Consider the following 16951-nt stretch of genomic DNA (forward strand, 5'->3'; position numbering starts at 1 on the left):
AATCCTGGGGTCGGCTTTGTAATCAGGAGGTCAAGGCTGGATTCTTGACGTCGGTTACCTTGAAACCTTTGAAAAATACGCTGTGCCGGATTGAATCCGAAAGGTGCTGCGGAGGTGTGGTGTCTTCCGTTCCGGTAAGGAGAACCCGCAATCGCCAGAGCGACAGGCCCGCGATTCTGCAAATGTCGACCATCGCGGCGTAGAGCGCGCCGTAGTTCTTCAGGAAGTGGCGTCTGCGCGCTTCCAGCAGATAGGGCGGCAATCGCTTGGGCTTGCTGTTCACACCGGTCGACTGACCGACGAGGTGGACCACGCGGCTTGCCGGAACGTACCAGGTCGGCCATCCCCGCTTTTTGGCATTGAAGCAATAGTCGATGTCGTCGAAATAGGTGAAAAAGCCTTCGTCGAGCAACCCCGTCGCTTCCATCGTCTCGCGCCGGATGATCATGCTGGCGCCGGAAACCCAATCCGTCTCGAAGGCATGGTCGGCGACGGGCGGGGCCACCACCCAGCGGCCCAAGAGCTTGCTGACCAATCCAAGTTTCAGGCTGCTCTCGAATTCCCCCAGCGGCGACTGAAAGCGGAACGCGGATCGTTGCGGCGTGCCGTCGGGATCTTCGAGCCGGCTGCCGCCGATGCCGACTTCCGGATTATTGTCCATGAAGTCGACGAGCGTCTTGAATGCGTTCGGCCGAACGATCGTATCGGAATTGAGCAACAGAAAATATTCGGGCTTGTTTGCCGATTCCAGAACGGGACGCAGGATCGCATTGTTGCCGCCGGTAAACCCTAGGTTTACGTCGAGTGCCGTCAGCGTGCACCAGCGTGACCAGCCGTTGTCGTCGATTGCACGCTGGATCAGTTCGGCGGATCCATTTCCCGATCCGTTCTCGCAGATCGCGACATGCGTGCCGGGAACGCTGGCAATCTCCTCTGCGATTGAATGCAGGCAGTCAATCGCCAGCTGGGTGACGCGATAGTTGACGATGACGACGAGCAATTTCACGCGGCTGGACCAAGGTTCCTTTGGGGCAATTGGCAAGCTTTATTATTGCCAAGGAGAAAAGGAAAGGCCGCCCGAGGCGGCCTTTCAGTTACGGTTGACTTGGAGCGTTAGCCTAACGAAAGGCGAGCTTCGACCTGCGGCGATAGGCCAACAAACCGATTCCGGCAAAGCCGAGCAACATCATCGCCCAAGTCGTGGGTTCCGGAACCGCGCTGACGTTAAATCTCACGACGAGGTCGTCGTAATCAGCGTCTGCCGGGCGGCCCCCGTCGTCGAAAGCAATTATGCCGGAGCTGCCGCTCAGAGCGCCCAGATTACCGAACTTGTCGTAGAACGAAATGAAGAAGTTTGGCGCGTTGGCCGGTGCGGGTGGATTGAATCCATTGGTCACCGACGGAGTGTTCTGATTGGCGCCGAACGCAAAATTGAGGAGGCCTGCCAGCGAAAGGGTGTCGCTGACTGTATCCCCGTAGGAACTAACTGCGGTAGAGAACTGCAGATTGCCGAGAACAAGGAATGCGTTGGTATCACCAGCTTCCTTGCCGAGGTAAGTGTATTCGACCTTCAACGGACCATTGGCGAACAGTTGCGCGCCGAAATAGCCGAATACGCTTCCGATAACATCGTTCCCGGCGGCGCCTGTAGCCTCAGTGCCAGTGCTGCCGCCAATCGCCGTGACGGTGGACGCGTTGACTTGTCCGATGAGGCCGACCGTCACCATCACGGCGAGGCCAAGCCGTCGAAACAATCTGTATTGACTGACCATGAATGCCGTTCCTGTAGCCCAGCGGGCAATTATTGCTGTTTAACCAAAATATTAAAGCAAATTTAATGCAATGCGTATTCGCCCGTCAAGCACGTAATATGGTTAATTAACGGATCTCAGATTGATGGTTGATGGTGTTTTTTGCATTTGGCGCAGCCGGTCGATCAGGAGGTAAATCACCGGCGTCGTATAGAGCGTCAGGATCTGCGACACGAACAATCCACCGATGATGGTGATGCCAAGTGGTCTCCGCAGCTCGGTGCCGGGGCCGGTGGCAATGACCAGCGGGATGCCGGCAAACAGCGCCGCCATCGTCGTCATCAGGATCGGCCGGAACCGGGCGCGGCACGCCTCGAAGATCGCGTCCGCCGACGACAGGCCGCGGTGGCGCTCGGCGTCGAGCGCGAAATCGACCATCATGATGCCGTTCTTCTTGACGATGCCGATCAACAGGATGATGCCGACAAAGGCGATCACCGTCAGCGGCGTGTTGGTCACCTGCAGCGCCAGCAGCGCGCCGAGGCCGGCGGACGGCAAGGTCGAGATGATCGTGATCGGATGGGCCAGGCTCTCATAGAGCACGCCGAGCACGATATACATCGCCACCAGCGCGCCCAGGATCAATAGCGGCTGTCGGCCGCTGGTCTTGTTGAAATCACCGGCATTGCCGTCGAAACTGCCGCGGATGCCTTCCGGCATGTGCAGTTCCTCGACCGCGCGCTGGATGTTCGAGGTCGCGACCTCCAGCGGCACATTGGAAATGACGTTGAACGACACCGTTGCCGATGGCATCGACTGGGTGTGATTGATCGCCAGCGATGCCAAACCGCGGTCATAGCGAACGACGGCGGACAGCGGCACCTGCGCATCGTTGGCGCCGGCCACGAAGATGCGTTCCAGGTTGGAGGGATCGCTCTGGAATTTCGGGTCGATTTCCAGCACCACCATGTACTGGTTGCGCTGGGTATAGATGATCGAAATCTGCCGCTGCGCAAAGGCGTTGTTCAAAGCGTCGTCGATGTCCTTGACGCGGACGCCGAGCGCGGCGGCGGCGTTGCGGTCGATCGTCAACGTGAGCTGCAGCCCGGCGGCATCGCGGTCGGTGGAAATGTCGGTGATGCCTTCGACCGTTTCCATGCGCTTGGCAATCAGGGGGGCCCATTTCTTGAGCAGGTCGACGTCGACACTTGACACCGTATACTGGTAATTGGAGTTGCTTTGACGCCCGCCGGTACGAACATCCTGAGCGGCAAACATGTAGAGTCGCACGCCCGGCATCGTTTCCAGCTTCTTGCGCAGCCGGTCGATCACGAGTTGGGTGCTCAGGCCGGCTCTTTCCTGCGGCGGCTTGAGGCTGATGAAGAACAGCCCCCGGTTTGCGGTCATGCTGCCGAGGATCGATCCGATCCCGGCGACGGCTTCATCGGATTCGATTGTCTCCTCGAGCTGTTGCTGAAATCTGGTCATCGACTGGAACGAAGTGTCCGAAGAACTTTGCGAGGCACCGACGATGAGGCCGCTGTCATCGATCGGGAAATAGCCTTTCGGGATCTTGATGTAGAGCACCACCGTCAGCGCGATGGTCGCAAAAAACACGATCAGCGTGAGAAACGGGAATCCCAGCACCGCCCGCAGCGTCCAGGTGTAGAAGGCAACGATGCGCGACAGCGTGCCCTCGACCCCGCGGTCGAACCAGGTCGCGCGGTCCGGCGTCGCCTGCTTGATGTAGTGGGCGCAGATCATCGGCGTGACCGTGAGCGAGACCACGGTCGACACCACGATGGCGAAGGTCAGTGTCAGCGAAAATTCGCGCAACAGCCGGCCGGCGATCCCGTCCATGAAGATCAGCGGCGTGAAAGCGGCGACAAGCGACAGGCTGATCGACAGCACGGTAAAGCCGATCTGCCTGGCACCTTCCAGCGCGGCGGGGTAAGGCGCCATACCGTGTTCGAGGTTGCGGTGCATGTTCTCGATCATGACGATGGCGTCGTCGACCACGAAGCCGACCGAGATCGCGAGCGCCATCAGCGACAGATTGTCGATCGAGAAGCCGGCGAGCCACATGCCGGCGCAGGTGCCGGCCAGCGCCAGCGGCACCGAAACGCCCGCCGCAATGGTCGGCGTCAACCGGCGCAGGAAAGCGAACACCACCAGCATGACCAGGAACGCGGTCGCCAGCAGCGTATACTGCATGTCGGCCACGCTGGCGCGGATGGTTCCGGTGCGGTCGACCAGCGTCGAAATCTCGAGGCCGGCGGGTAGCCAGCGCTGGAGCTCCGGCAGCAAGGCCTTCACCCGATCGACGGTGTCGATCACGTTGGCGTCGCCCTGCTTGGTGATCTGGATCAGGACCGCCGGCTGCTTGTTGAACCAGGCGATCGAGCGGCTGTTGCGGACGGAATCCTCGACCTCGGCGACGTCGTCCAGGCGGACGAAACTGCGCCCCGCGCTCTTGATGATGATGTCGCGGAATTCCGCCGCGGTGCGCATCTGCTTGTTGGTCGAAATCGTCTCGCTCTGGCGGCCGCCGTCGAAGATGCCGACCGGCCCCAGCGGATTGGCGTTGATGATGGCGAGCCGCACGTCGTCGGTCGCAATCCCCGCATTCGACAGCGCCACCGGATTGAGCGCGATCCGCACCGCGGGCTGGTCGGCGCCGCTCACGGAAACCTCGCCGACGCCCGGCACCTGCGAGATCCGCTGCGCGATCACGGTGTCGGCGACGTCGTACATCGCGCTGGTGGTCAGCGTCTTCGACGTCAGTGCCAGCACGAACACGGGTGTTGCGGCGGGATTGGCTTTACGGAATCGCGGCAGCGACGGCAGGTCGCTCGGCAGGTCCGCCAGCGAGGCATTGATCGCCGCCTGCACGTCGCGCGCGGCGCGGTCGATGTTGCGGCCGATCGCAAACTGCAGCTGGATGCTGGTCGCGCCCAGCGAACTGGTCGAAGTGATCTGCTCGATGCCCGCGATCTGGCCGAGCCGCCGCTCCAGCGGTGCTGCGACCGTTGCCGCCATCACGGCGGGATCCGCGCCGGGGCGGCCCGCGAACACCCGGATCATCGGGAAGTCGACATTGGGCACGGCGGACACCGGCAGGAAGGCGTAGGCGACCATGCCGGCGAGAAACAGCCCGATCGCCAGCAGCGTGGTGCCGACCGGCCGGCGGATGAACGGCTCGGAAATCGAGGCCATGCGCAATCCCGTCCATGGCGCGGCGTTGGCGCGCGCCGAATACAGTGGTCGTATCCTTTAAAAACCCGTTCGAACCCGCCCCGCGGCCGCGCCGGTTTAAGCCGCCATTTACCAGGCGGCGGCCACCTGCGAATAAATCCTGCCCGAAATATACCTAAGCTTTTCGAAATCCGTTACTGGACGTTGACCGTCTTGCGAGCGCCTTCCAGTCGTAAACCCTTTGGACACCGCTGGACAACAGTATCGTTCCGGTAAATTCACCCGATGAATTCAGGGACCATCATGTCGGCCGCGAACCTGCACAACCCCCTCGACCGCGCGCGGCAGCGCGCCGGAACGCCGGACCCGGGCCGGGCCTTGCGGTCCCCGGGCCGCGCCTCGCGGTCCCGCCACCGCAAAAATGCGGGCTATACGCTGCTCGAGCTGCTGGTGGTGATGGGCATTCTGGCGGTTCTGACCGCGATCGCGACGCCGCAGCTGATGGGATATTTCGGCAAGGCCAAGACCCAGTCGGTGCAGCTGCAGATCGAGAATATCGGCACCGCGCTCGAGCTTTATTACATGGAGAACGGCGCCTATCCGAGCCCCGGCGCCGGGCTGAAGGCCCTGGTGGAAGCGCCCCCCGAGGCGCCGCGCTGGAACGGCCCTTACTTAAAGAAGGCGAAGAACCTGCTCGATCCCTGGGGCCGGCCGTATCAATACGCCATCTCCGAGGGCCAGTACGAGGTCTATTCGCTCGGCCCCACCGGCAAGGCCAAATCCGCCAGCGCCGGCGCAGCGCCGGCATTCCCCGGCGGTTAACGGCGGAATTAAATGGTTTCCCGGAAGTCACGGACTAGCGCGGATGACGCGGCCTGCGGTAAAATGACGGCGGTCGCGTAATCAATCATGTTCAAATTTAAATCCAACCGATGATTGGACCCTGACTGATGACGTCGAGAATGGACCGTAGAACATTCCTGCAAGGCGTGAGCGTCGCTTCCCTGACGTCGATGCTGCCGGCCGCCGCGATGGCCGGGCCGGTGCCGCTGGCGGCGCCGGTGAAGGCGCCTTTATGGTCAGCTCCCAAATTCAATGGCGGCCGCTCGCAAGTGAATTTGAACTTCCTTCAAGGTGGTGGGGACTATCCGTTCCTGAACTGCATGAAGACGGCGCAGGCATGGGGACATATCGACAATAGCGGGCCGCCGGAGCCGAGCATCCTAGATAGCGAAGGCTATCCTACATCCATCGTGCACGGTGGCGTTTACTCGGTGTTCTTTGTGCCGTCGCAAGCCCAGCGTCCGGGAAATTACGTGATTACCTGGAGCGGCAACGGAACCATCTTTTGTGGAATGAGCAATACTGCCGTAAGCGGCAGCAAGACCAGCACAAATGGCAGCGGACGATATGTGTTCTCGACGACCGATACGCGCTTCGTCATCGGCATAAAGGCCATCGGAACGCCTTACATTACCAATTTGCAGGTGTTCCACGTCAATGACGAAGCGGCGCTCAATGCCGGACAGGTCTTTAGCGACAAGTTCAAGCAGCGCCTGGCCGAAGCGAATTTCGGCGTCGTTCGCTTCCTCAATTGGCAGTGTGGCAACAACACCAATGTCACGACATGGGCAACGCGAAAACCCATGAGTTATGTCTTCTATTCGGGACAGGAGTTTCGCAGCAGTCTCTATGCCGGCCTCACGACCAATGTCGGTGCCGACTATTCTGCGTCGCTTCCAGGATTCCAACTGGCCGACAAAGCAACCGTTATTGTGAAGTTCAATGCGAGCAATAACAGCGCCTCAACGCTGAATGTGAACGGAACCGGTGCGTTCAATATTTTGAACGAGTATTCCGGGCCTCTCTCTTCGGGCACCAACTCCTATCCGGTGGGTGGCACCTGGCAAAGTCTGGCGACGCTGGTGTTCGACGCAACCTTGAAATCCTGGATCAAGTTCGGCGGCGATATCGCGATGGGAAGTGCGGGCCTTGTCAATGGCTGCCCTCCCGAGCTGATGCTTCGGCTGTGTTCGGAAATCGGCGCACATCCTCACTTCGTCACGCCGGCGCTGGCGATCGATCCGGCAACCGACTACATGCCCAATCTTGCGAAATATTGCCGCGCCAACGCGCCGTCCTGGATGATCCCGCGTTTTGAGGGGCCCAATGAGCTTTGGAATGCTGGACCGGGATTTTATCAAACGGGCTACGCCAATGCCAAGGCGGTAGCCTATGGATGGGGACCGGATTTTACTAATTGGTACGGCAAGGCAATGTCCGTCCTGGGACAGGCCATAAGCCTTTCCTACTCAGGCGATCGTACCAAGTATCAGGTGTTGTGCGGGGTGCAGACAGCGGTTGGCAGCAGCACCGCCGGCACCACCGGAAGCAACGCAAGGCTCGCGTCTACTAAATATCTCGCGCAGTCGGCTCCAGCTCAGGCGCCCTACACCAAGACCCCAGCCTCGAACTGGGTAACTCATGTTTGTTGCGCTCAATACTATGCTCCGTCTGATTATGGGACCGCCCAGGAGGCAGTCATAGCCGCAAATTACGCCGCTGCAGTCACGGCTGGAGATACGGCGCTGCAGCAGTCGATCGTGGCTGCCTATGCGAGCACGGCAAACAGCGGAGCCGGAAACTATACGATCGCCAAATGCGCCACCTTCTACGCGAACTGGAAGGCGTGGGCCTTGAGCCTCGGCATAACGAAAATGTGCGGGTATGAAGGCGGTTATTCGCCCGATCTCAATGGAACAGCTCAAGTGAAAGCTTTGCGTGCCGCCTCCAAACAGGCTTCCGTGCTGTATAATTTGACGACCATCAACTACAACAATTTCGTTGGTCTATCGGACGGCGGTTTTACGGCTGAGTTTCCATCGTGCTTCCAGCTTTCAGGACCCATGCCAATAAATAACGCATGGTCCGTTCTTGACGACATTTATCAGACGCCTAATCCGCCGCAGTGGAATGCGATCGCTGCATTCAATCGCTAGGCGAGTCTTGTCGCGCAGATTGCTTGAGAGCTGATTCGTGGCTGTGTCACCCAGGATCGCGAGCGTTTGGTCGCGGTCCTGACGAGAGCTATGCCGAGTCCGTCTTGGCTGCGAGGCTGCCTTGTCCGATCGGAGCGACGGCTTCCGATTCCTTTCCCAAATTTCTTAGCGAGAGGATAGGTTTCTCGAGAAGCCTGAAGCTCAGTTCTGAGATGATGAGAACGATTCCGGCATAGGCAATAAAGGTAACGAAGCTATAACTCGCTGCGAAACCGCCGAAAAACTGCTTCAGACCGAATAGCACTGGCACGTGATACACGTATATGCCGTAGGAAATCACGCCGATACGGCAAAGCGCCTTGTTTCGGAGAAGCCTGAGTAAAGGAATTTTTTGGAGGGCGCCGATCATCACTGCAGCCGAAAGCAGATCAAGCAACGAATAAGCCCAGATGAATCCGGCTCCGGCAAGCAGATACATCTGGTACCCGAGGCTACCCTTGAAGGCGGCTTTGTATGCAAAGTGCTGGTGCAAAATCACCGCTGCACCCAGCGCAGCTGTGAGCAGCCCCACCGTCGCGATCAACCTTCCCGCATTCTTGAGATCTTGCAGCTTCCATACTGCGATCGCAGCTCCAAACGCGAATGCATCAAATTGCGAAAACGGCAGGACGTAGATCGTGCGTCCCAGAAGTTCGTCATCATAGCCAAAACCTCGAAGCGTCAGATAGAGCAATGCCCGGACTGCGGGGCCTGATAGAATAACGCCGACAATAATCCGCTTCAGGTTCGTGAGGGAGCAGAAGTAGACCACGAGAGGCCAGAGTAGGTAAAACTGCTCTTCGACGGCGAGAGACCATAGGTGTGTAAAAGGTTCCCCGATGTCGGAGGGCCGCAGACGTCCGATGTTCGTCGTATATGTTAGCAGGTACGGCCAATCCGCCTCGAGCGCCCCCGGCCTTCCGGTAGACGCAGAAAGAACCGCCATGACGATCAGATAAAAGAAATAGAGCGGAAATATCCGCAACGTTCGGCGCCAATAGAAGCGGCCGAGATAAGATGGAAACGGCTTTTCTTTTTCGGATAGAAGGATGTCGGAGATCAGATATCCTGACAGGACGAAAAACAATTGAACGCCAACCCATCCCGCCGGAAACGGGCCGAAGTGAAACAATACGACAAATATTACAGCGGTCCCTCTCAGGCCATCGAGTTCTGCCAGTCGTGAATTCATAAAACTAATGGTTTCCGGGGCTTGAGATTGTCTGGCTTTAGTACAATAACAAAAGCATTATCAATTATGTGCAGCTTCATCCTGCAGGTTTGCTAGGAATATATCAAGATGGAGGAAGGAGCCTCGGCGACAGCAAACTGGCTTGCGAGTATCGCCCTGCTGGCATGGCCAGCGGTAGCCCTGTTTCTCTATCGAACCCGGTCATTTTCCGAGGCCACGGTATGGACCATTTTGGGGGCGCTCCTGCTGTTGCCTTCCCAAGTATCGATCAAATTACAAATGGTACCGGCGATCGACAAGAATTCAGTCGCGAATCTTTCCGCGTTGGCTGCATGTTTGTTGCTAGCTCCTCGTACGAAGCGAGTTGGCGTCAGCGTTGGGTTGGCCGGACTGCTGGCCGTGATCTACATCCTGGCTCCCGTAGCCACTTCCGCCCTCAATAATGACACTGTGATCATCGGTGGCCGGCTGCTGCCCGGCGTTGGATTGTATGACGGCATTTCCGCCTTGCTCAGTCAGTTGATATTGCTGCTTCCCTTTTTCATCGCTCGCCGCTTTCTTCGTGAAGCCAAGGATATTGAGGCAATCTTCTTCGCTCTCGCGCTGGCGGGACTGATCTATTCTCTCCCAATGCTGTTCGAGGTCCGGATGAGCCCGCAGTTGTCAACGTGGATCTACGGCTATTTTCCTTCGTCGTATGCAGGCGAGATGCGATACGGGGGATTTCGACCGGTCGTGTTCATGAGCAACGGTATCAGCGCCGCCTTCTTCTTATCGACATCCTTTTTGGCTGCGGTCGTCTTGTCGCGCGTCAAGAGCCCGATCAACGGTTTGCCCGCGACACCTGTGTCAGTTTACCTGGGCGCAGTTCTTGTTCTGTGTAAATCAGCCGGTGCATTGGTCTATGCGGTAGCGTTAGGCTTTCTGCTTCGTTGGATAAAGCCGATCGTACAGGTTCGCGTCGCAGTTTTGCTTGTGAGTATTGCTGTCCTATATCCAGTCCTTCGGATGGCTGACCTGTTTCCCGACAAGCAATTGGTCGAGCTGTCGGCCACGATTAATCAGGAACGTGCGGATTCTCTTAAGTTTCGATTCGACCAGGAGCGGACATTACTTGCACATGCTTCTGAGCGATTCATGTTTGGCTGGGGCCGCTATGGGCGCAACCGCGTTTACGAAGAATCCGGAACAGATGTCAGCATAACCGATGGATTGTGGATCCTGACGCTGGGCCAATTTGGGTTTGCCGGTTTCATCGCCCAGTTTGGTCTGCTGACGATCCCTGTATTTCGTGCTGCAAGGGTGCTGAAGCAGATTGGATCGGCCCGCGAAAAGATATTCATAGCGGCACTTGCGATCATTGTGGCTATTACCGCCGTTGAGCAATTGCCGAATGCGTCGATTACGGCATGGAGCTGGCTCTTGGTTGGAGCCTTGTTAGGACGCGTAGAGGAGATCAGTTTAACGCGGTCTCGAACCAGAAGCCCGGAACGATTCAAAATGAATTGGCACGTCCGACCCGAACGCCGGCTTGGCGAGAGCGCCCGTTCAAACCTGCTAGCCAACAATGGTCGCTGATTGTGAGTGATGCTTTGAACAGACGCTGCCCGGTACTCGCGGATGTGTCGTAAATGAGCGCGGCTGATCGAGTCACGCTAAGGCAACGGGTAGTTAAGGCGGGGCTGTGGAGCCTAGCCGGTTACGCATTGAGCATGATCATCCGTTTCGGAAGCAATTTGCTCATGACGCGGTTGCTGATGCCAGAAACATTCGGAGTGATGGCGATCGCTTCGACGGTCATGATTGGGCTTGCCATGTTTTCGGACCTCGGGCTCAAGCAGTTTGTCGTTCAAAGCAAACGAGGAAGCGACCCGTCCTATTTGAATACGGCCTGGACGATACAAATTGTCAGAGGTGTATTGTTGTGGGGCGCTGCTATTGCCTTGAGCGGCTTTCTAGCGATTCTCGGACATGCTGGGGTGACGTCCGAGGCAGGTGTCTACGGCTCATCCATACTGCCGTGGATCATTGTCGCGCTTTGTTTTTCGACGGTTATTTCAGGATTTACGTCGACTAGATTGCTGGAAGCAAGCCGCGGGCTTGCACTCGGGTCCCTCACGCGTATTGAAATCGTTGCCCAGATTGTCGGCCTGGTTTGCGTGGTCGGCTGGGCTGCGATTGACCGATCGATCTGGTCTCTCGTCGCGGGAAGCATCACTAGCGCTGCGGTAAGAACCTGGCTGAGCCATGTCTGGCTGCCGGGCCTCAGCAATCGATGGGAGTGGGACAAGTCGGCTGCTCGCGATATTCTTCACTTTGGCAAATGGATTTTTTTGGCTTCCATCCTGGGATTTCTTGTCAACAGCGGAGACCAGCTGTTGTTGGGTGGTTTAGTGAATCCGAACGTCTTGGGTCTGTACGTAATTGCCAACCTTTACGTCAGTACGGTCGACGGCATTCTAACGAGGATCATGAGTGACGTCTCGTTTCCTGCCTTCAGTGAGGTCGTCCGTGAGCGAAGGGCGGACCTGAAGCAAACTTACTATAGATTTCATAGCCTCATAGCCGCAGCGGCATACTCCTTGGCGGGACTCCTTATCACCTTTGGGCAGGCATTGGTCAGTTTGCTCTACGACGATCGCTATGAATATTCCGGATCAATTTTGAAAATCCTCGCATTCACTCTATTTACGGTGCCATTTAGACTCTCCACTCAATCCTTCCTGGCGCTCGGAGTGCCGAAGTTTCAATCGAATATTGTGCTGCTGCGATTAATCTTCCTGGTAATCTTAACCTTAGCCGGCTTCTATTTTTTTGGCCTAGTTGGTTCTGTGTGGGGCATCGTGCTAAGCCATTTTTCGTATCTCCCATTGATTATCTCGTATAATTTGAAGCATGACTTGTTTGATTTTCGAAGAGAGATCTACTTGCTGGCGTTTGTCCCGATCGGGCTGACCGCCGGAACTGCTCTCTCACTCTTGGCAGGGTATGTGAAATGACGTTGACTACGCCGACCCGCGTGCGTCCTAAGAACGAGATACTGGTTTACCGAGCAATCGATAATTTGCTGCGTTACTGCTTGCGCAAGCTGCCTCCCACCAAGCGGATTGAAGCGATCGCTCTTTGGTGGGGGTATCGGTTTCAGCCTGCGCCCCGCTTATCGCGACTTCGATCTGGATCACTCATCGAGACGACTCATGCTGATCATTTGCAGCTGCTGATCTACTACCTTGGAACTTTTGAGCCTTATTGCATGCCCTTTGTGAGAGGATGTGTTTCGCCGGGGGGAACGATCGTCGACGTTGGAGCGAACATCGGTGTTTACACGCTTGAGGGAGCTGCTGCGGTGGGGGCAACCGGTCGCGTCATATCGATTGAGGCCGCCCCGCTCCATGCAAAGGCCTTAAGCCACAATATAGAACTGAACGGATTGACAAATGTTTCCGTCATTGAGACGGCGGTCGGGAGATCGCGTGGAGAAGCTACGCTTGCGCGTTTGAGCAAAGATAATCTCGGAATGTTTAGTCTCGGTGCAAATGGAGACGTGGAAGCTACCGTCGTCACGGTTAGAACCATCGATGAGTTGTTGGAGGAGTATGGAGTTCGTTCGATTGACCTAATAAAGATGGACATTGAGGGGTCCGAGTATAACGCGCTGTTAGGGGCAGAAAGAATCATCCGAACAGCGCGACCTGCGATTTTGATTGAACTCAATGAGCCAGCGTTACGTAGCTGCGGATCGTCGTCGCGCGATGTTCGGCGACTGCTACACGGTATGGATTATCGGGGCTGGAAAATTGGCCGTAGTTGCGTGAAGCCGCTCACCAACGAGAACGATATGATCGAATGCGATGAATGCATTTTCATTCCTCGCGACAACCAAACTCTCATAGCGAAACTCGGATTGGAAGAGCCAATAGTTATCAACTAGACGGCCGCTCTCTTCTGAGGTCGACAGACTATGCGCATCACTTTTGTAATGCCGACTGTGACGATGACAGGTGGCAATGAGGTTATCGTTATCTATGCGCAAATGCTGACAAAACTCGGTCGAGGCACGCGATAACGGCACTCTTAACCGCGTTAATCGATCAAAATCCTAAGGAGAGGATGGTGCAGACAAGCTATAGCTGTATGGGCAGTAAACCAGTAGTTTGTGCGAATGGTTGATGACTAGGACTGTAGCGACGCAGCTGGCAGGGCAGCGATCTCGCCTCCAATTCCGAAGGGTACTTAAGTGCGTGTTACCTTTGTACTACCTGGACTGAATATGAGTGGGGGTACCCGGGTCGTAGCCATCTATGCGGACGAACTATCGCGAAGAGGTCACGAGGTTTTCGTCGTTGCTCCGCCAACTCGACCGGTTCCCGGCTTTCAACGGGTGCGAGACTATTTTGCCGGTAAAGGGTGGACGCGATATTGCAGTCGCGGACCGTCGCATTTCGACGGAAGGTCTACGAACGTCACGCTTCTCGATCGCTGGCGCCCGGTCGAGGAGCAAGACGTTCCTGATGCTGACATAGTAATTGCAACCTGGTGGGAAACCGCCGAATGGATTCGTTTCTTCAGTGCCAGAAAGGGAGCGAAGGTCTATTTCGTGCAGCATCATGAAGTCTTTCCGTATCTTCCGGTGGAGCGGTGCCGCGCGACCTACCAGTTCCCCCTCCATAAGATCGTTGTCGCAAGATGGCTCAAGGATCTGATGGAGCGTGAATATGGAGATGCAAACGTAGACCTAGTGCCGAACAGCGTTGATCGGAGTCAGTTCTTTGCCCAAAGGAGACCCAAGCAACGGCGGCCGACTGTTGGCCTGCTCTATGCAGCTTCCGAGTTCAAGGGGCTGGACATAGCTCTGGCCGCCCTCGAATTGGTTCGGACGAATATCCCAGAGCTCCGGATCATGTCTTTTGGCAGCCGGGATGCGTCGGCTCATCTCGCCCTTCCCGCCGGTACGGAGTATCTGCGTTCACCGCCACAGGATCAAATTCGCGAAATCTATGCCAGCTGTGATGTTTGGCTTACGGCTAGCAGATCCGAGGGATTCAACCTGCCAGCCATGGAAGCCATGGCCTGTCGAACTCCTGTCGTTTCAACCCGCGCCGGATGGCCGGAAGAGGCGATCAGGCCGGGGTGGAACGGGTGGCTCGCCGATGTAGATGACGTGGCCGAACTCGCCCGAGGTGTTGAATGGATCCTTCTGCGGACCGAGGATGAGTGGCGCCGTCTTTCGGATAATGCATTGGCAACGGTGGAAACGTCTTCCTGGGAGGCCAGCACTGATCTCTTTGAGGACGCTCTCGGCCGTGCATGGAGAGAGAGCAGGACAGGTTTTCCGAAGGCTCTTGCTGGTCCGTGACAAGAACGGACTGGCTGTTTCCAGAGCCGGGTGATCGGAGGGGCGCCGATTGGCGTCAGGCTCAAATTCGTTCAAGATTGGGCGCTGGTTATTAGTTAAGCGTCGAAGCGCTGACTTGTGTGGCGAATGATTATGTAGCGAAATACTGGGGCTACCAGACGTAGCATTTTCAGACCGTACTGCAGCTTCTGATATACTTTTGCTCCTTATGATCACAATACAACCTGTGCAGTTTGCGTCGAATGCGGCTTGCAACGGATGAATCATTTCGCATAGGTCCAAGGCTACTTAACCAGACCGCGACGGCAGGATGCGTCGCTTTGAGGAGGTCGACAAAAGTATCCCAAAACCATGGCCACATTGAATCGTGGTAATGGACGACTCGCGCATCTCGAAGCTCTTCTTCGGAATACCACGTTGGATAAGTCCTGCTGCCAATATTGTAGTTGTGCGAATACGGGAGCGCACGCCATCTTAGCCCCATTTCGTGCATAGCCAGGCCGATCGCGCTCATTTCGTTGATTCCAATCGAGAAGCCGCTCGCATTTGTTTTGTTACGTGCATCCATGAGTCGATTGCACATTTCCAAGTAACGTTTACTGAAGCCTGTTGCCCGTCGGTAGACAATCACACCACCATTCCAATAAAGTCGTATTCTGATTCTTTCTCGTTCGGTTGTAATCCAAGGCAAGTGATCGACATCGATGCCAACCGCTCGACAGTTGGTCTGCCAGAGAGCATCGAATTCATCTCCTTCGCCCGAGGTTCCCATTTCTTTTGTAGACGCGCAGGCAGCAAAATCTTCACCGTCCTTGAGGTGAAAAAGACTGGGCTCGTTAACAATCAAAATGTCACTGTCTAACCAGGCGATCGTGTCAGTATTTATGTGTTCTTCAGCGGCGACTAACGCGAGCGGCTTGTTGAGAAATTTGAACCAAAGATATCGTTGGGGCCGGCAGTCGCGAATGTAGGTTACGGCGAGTCTGTCAAAAGCCGCTAGCGTATCTGATGAAAGTTTTGGACCGGCCCGCGGAGTAATTGCAAAGATGGGGGCGCCAGAAAAGACTCCACCCCAACGTCTTAAGCTTTCGGCCAACCGAACTGTTTGAACTTCAAGCGGGCCCGATTCTACAGCGCATACAAAACTGATGGACGGAGTCATCGAAAAATACATCCTCTAATCAAAAGCATTTTGATGCAGTCGAGCCCGAAGGCTCAATTTGGCAATCTTTAATCAGGCGCTTTAGCGCAGCGGCGAATCCATGCTCTCTGTCATAGAATAGCGCTTGGAGATCTCGGCACGATGCGGCTAGCCGACGATAGCGATCTCGATCATCGATCAAAGTGAGGATCCCGTCCACGTAGCTCAGCACGTTGTTGGTTTCGGCCTCAACACATGCAGGTCGCAGAACATCAAGAGCCGGAGTTACCGCACTCGTTATCACCGGTCGTCCAACCAAAATTCCTTCGATCGCGCTTTTACTGATACCCTCAGCGAAGTCGGTCCGGGTGGGAACAATCGACAGATGACTTCTACCGAGAATTTCCCGCAGGTCTTGCGGTGAAGTGTGGCCGTGGATTGAAACGATGTCCTCCAGACCTAGCAATTTTTGTCTGCGTTTGAGCTCGTCTAACTCACCTCCCGATCCGCAGACATCCCATTGCACCTTGCCCGGCGTTTTGTTCTCGATGCTGCGCGCCATCTCAAGCAGATCAAACACCCCCTTATTGGCTTCAATTCGGCCCGCAAATACGATCTTGAACGGACTCACTTCAATTCGTGGTGGAGGAACTCCGTCGTAAACTTCCCGTCGAAACTGTGGATACATGAGATGAAGTCGGCGCGTACTGCCGGATATTTCCGATATTTGTCTCGCGCATTCTGGCGAGATGCTTACGGATGCAGTGCACAGCCATCGAAAGAAAATTGCATCAAGGCGGAGTATCACTCTCTGAACGAAACCTTTCGGAGGCGATCCGGCCGGCCAAAGGGTGTTGTGAAGCACGGGAACGACTTTGATGCCGAACAGGCGAAATAGCGACAGAACGAAGTAGTACGTTGAGCCCGAGGAAATCAGCGCTAAATCAGCCCGAAACAATTTAGCTGTTTTAAGTAGGCTTATTCCATACGCTATTTCTGAGAGATGGTAGGATATTCCAGACTTTCCTACACGTTTCGGTCGGTGTTCCAGAATCGTTCGTCCATCGTGGACGTGCTTTCTCTCTGAATTGTACGAAACGATATAGGCATCGGCGTTCAGTTCTCGGCACAGATCCTCAAACTGTCCAGAGTATGTGAGAGACATCTGACCCGGGTCGTCAGCGTTTGCCTTCCAATGCTCGTGAACCCCAATGACATTTCCGGGTCCGGCTGCATAAAATATTCTCAGAGCTTTGATCATTCTTGAGCTTTAAATTT

The 16951-nt window shown here is 56.0% G+C and carries 12 protein-coding genes; 6 read left to right on the forward strand and 6 right to left on the reverse strand.

The features are described from left to right. Positions 1 to 22: 22 nt before the first annotated feature. The 3 genes from V1288_RS20275 to V1288_RS20285 all read right to left on the reverse strand — a co-directional run bounded on the left by V1288_RS20275 (position 23) and on the right by V1288_RS20285 (position 4967). Entirely contained in the window at positions 23 to 1006 is a 984-nt protein-coding gene (locus V1288_RS20275) for a glycosyltransferase family 2 protein (protein ID WP_334358720.1), read from the reverse strand. 112 nt (positions 1007 to 1118) lie between these two features. Then, a complete protein-coding gene (locus V1288_RS20280; RefSeq protein ID WP_334358721.1) occupies positions 1119 to 1772 on the reverse strand; it encodes a PEPxxWA-CTERM sorting domain-containing protein in 654 nt (217 codons plus the stop codon). A gap of 102 nt (positions 1773 to 1874) precedes the next feature. Continuing rightward, positions 1875 to 4967, reverse strand: a complete 3093-nt coding sequence (locus V1288_RS20285) for an efflux RND transporter permease subunit (RefSeq protein ID WP_334358722.1) — start codon at positions 4965 to 4967, stop codon at positions 1875 to 1877. Positions 4968 to 5249: 282 nt separating this feature from the next. On the opposite strand from V1288_RS20285, the gene gspG reads away from it, so the two are divergent. Both gspG and V1288_RS20295 read left to right on the forward strand, forming a co-directional pair. Next, positions 5250 to 5768 carry a type II secretion system major pseudopilin GspG gene (gene gspG / locus V1288_RS20290; protein WP_334358723.1) on the forward strand — a complete coding sequence of 173 codons (519 nt, stop codon included), beginning with the start codon at positions 5250 to 5252 and terminating at the stop codon, positions 5766 to 5768. Between the two features lie 140 nt (positions 5769 to 5908). Beyond that, positions 5909 to 7945, forward strand: a complete 2037-nt coding sequence (locus V1288_RS20295) for a hypothetical protein (protein ID WP_334358724.1) — start codon at positions 5909 to 5911, stop codon at positions 7943 to 7945. A gap of 88 nt (positions 7946 to 8033) precedes the next feature. Here V1288_RS20295 and V1288_RS20300 read toward each other — a convergent pair whose 3' ends face one another. Further along, positions 8034 to 9176 carry an acyltransferase family protein gene (locus V1288_RS20300; protein ID WP_334358725.1) on the reverse strand — a complete coding sequence of 381 codons (1143 nt, stop codon included), beginning with the start codon at positions 9174 to 9176 and terminating at the stop codon, positions 8034 to 8036. A gap of 108 nt (positions 9177 to 9284) precedes the next feature. Between V1288_RS20300 and V1288_RS20305 the strand changes: the two genes are divergently transcribed. The 4 genes from V1288_RS20305 (at position 9285) to V1288_RS20320 (ending at position 14532) form a co-directional block, all read left to right on the forward strand. Next, on the forward strand, positions 9285 to 10754 hold the full coding sequence (locus tag V1288_RS20305; protein WP_334358726.1) for a hypothetical protein: 1470 nt from the start codon (positions 9285 to 9287) through the stop codon (positions 10752 to 10754). Positions 10755 to 10807: 53 nt separating this feature from the next. Next, entirely contained in the window at positions 10808 to 12175 is a 1368-nt protein-coding gene (locus V1288_RS20310; RefSeq protein WP_334358727.1) for an oligosaccharide flippase family protein, read from the forward strand. Positions 12176 to 12177: 2 nt separating this feature from the next. Continuing rightward, on the forward strand, positions 12178 to 13107 hold the full coding sequence (locus V1288_RS20315) for an FkbM family methyltransferase (protein WP_334358728.1): 930 nt from the start codon (positions 12178 to 12180) through the stop codon (positions 13105 to 13107). A 339-nt stretch (positions 13108 to 13446) separates the two neighbouring features. After that, complete coding sequence (locus V1288_RS20320; RefSeq protein ID WP_334358729.1) at positions 13447 to 14532, forward strand: glycosyltransferase family 4 protein; 1086 nt, start codon at positions 13447 to 13449, stop codon at positions 14530 to 14532. Between the two features lie 169 nt (positions 14533 to 14701). On the opposite strand, the gene V1288_RS20325 is transcribed toward V1288_RS20320, so the two are convergent. Continuing rightward, on the reverse strand, positions 14702 to 15694 hold the full coding sequence (locus tag V1288_RS20325) for a hypothetical protein (protein WP_334358730.1): 993 nt from the start codon (positions 15692 to 15694) through the stop codon (positions 14702 to 14704). A 19-nt stretch (positions 15695 to 15713) separates the two neighbouring features. Then, positions 15714 to 16934 (reverse strand): glycosyltransferase family 4 protein, encoded by a 1221-nt coding sequence (locus V1288_RS20330; RefSeq protein ID WP_334358731.1) that lies wholly within the window; start codon positions 16932 to 16934, stop codon positions 15714 to 15716. Positions 16935 to 16951: the final 17 nt, after the last annotated feature.

This window comes from Bradyrhizobium sp. AZCC 2176, from assembly GCF_036924645.1.
Classification (GTDB): Bacteria; Pseudomonadota; Alphaproteobacteria; order Rhizobiales; family Xanthobacteraceae; genus Bradyrhizobium.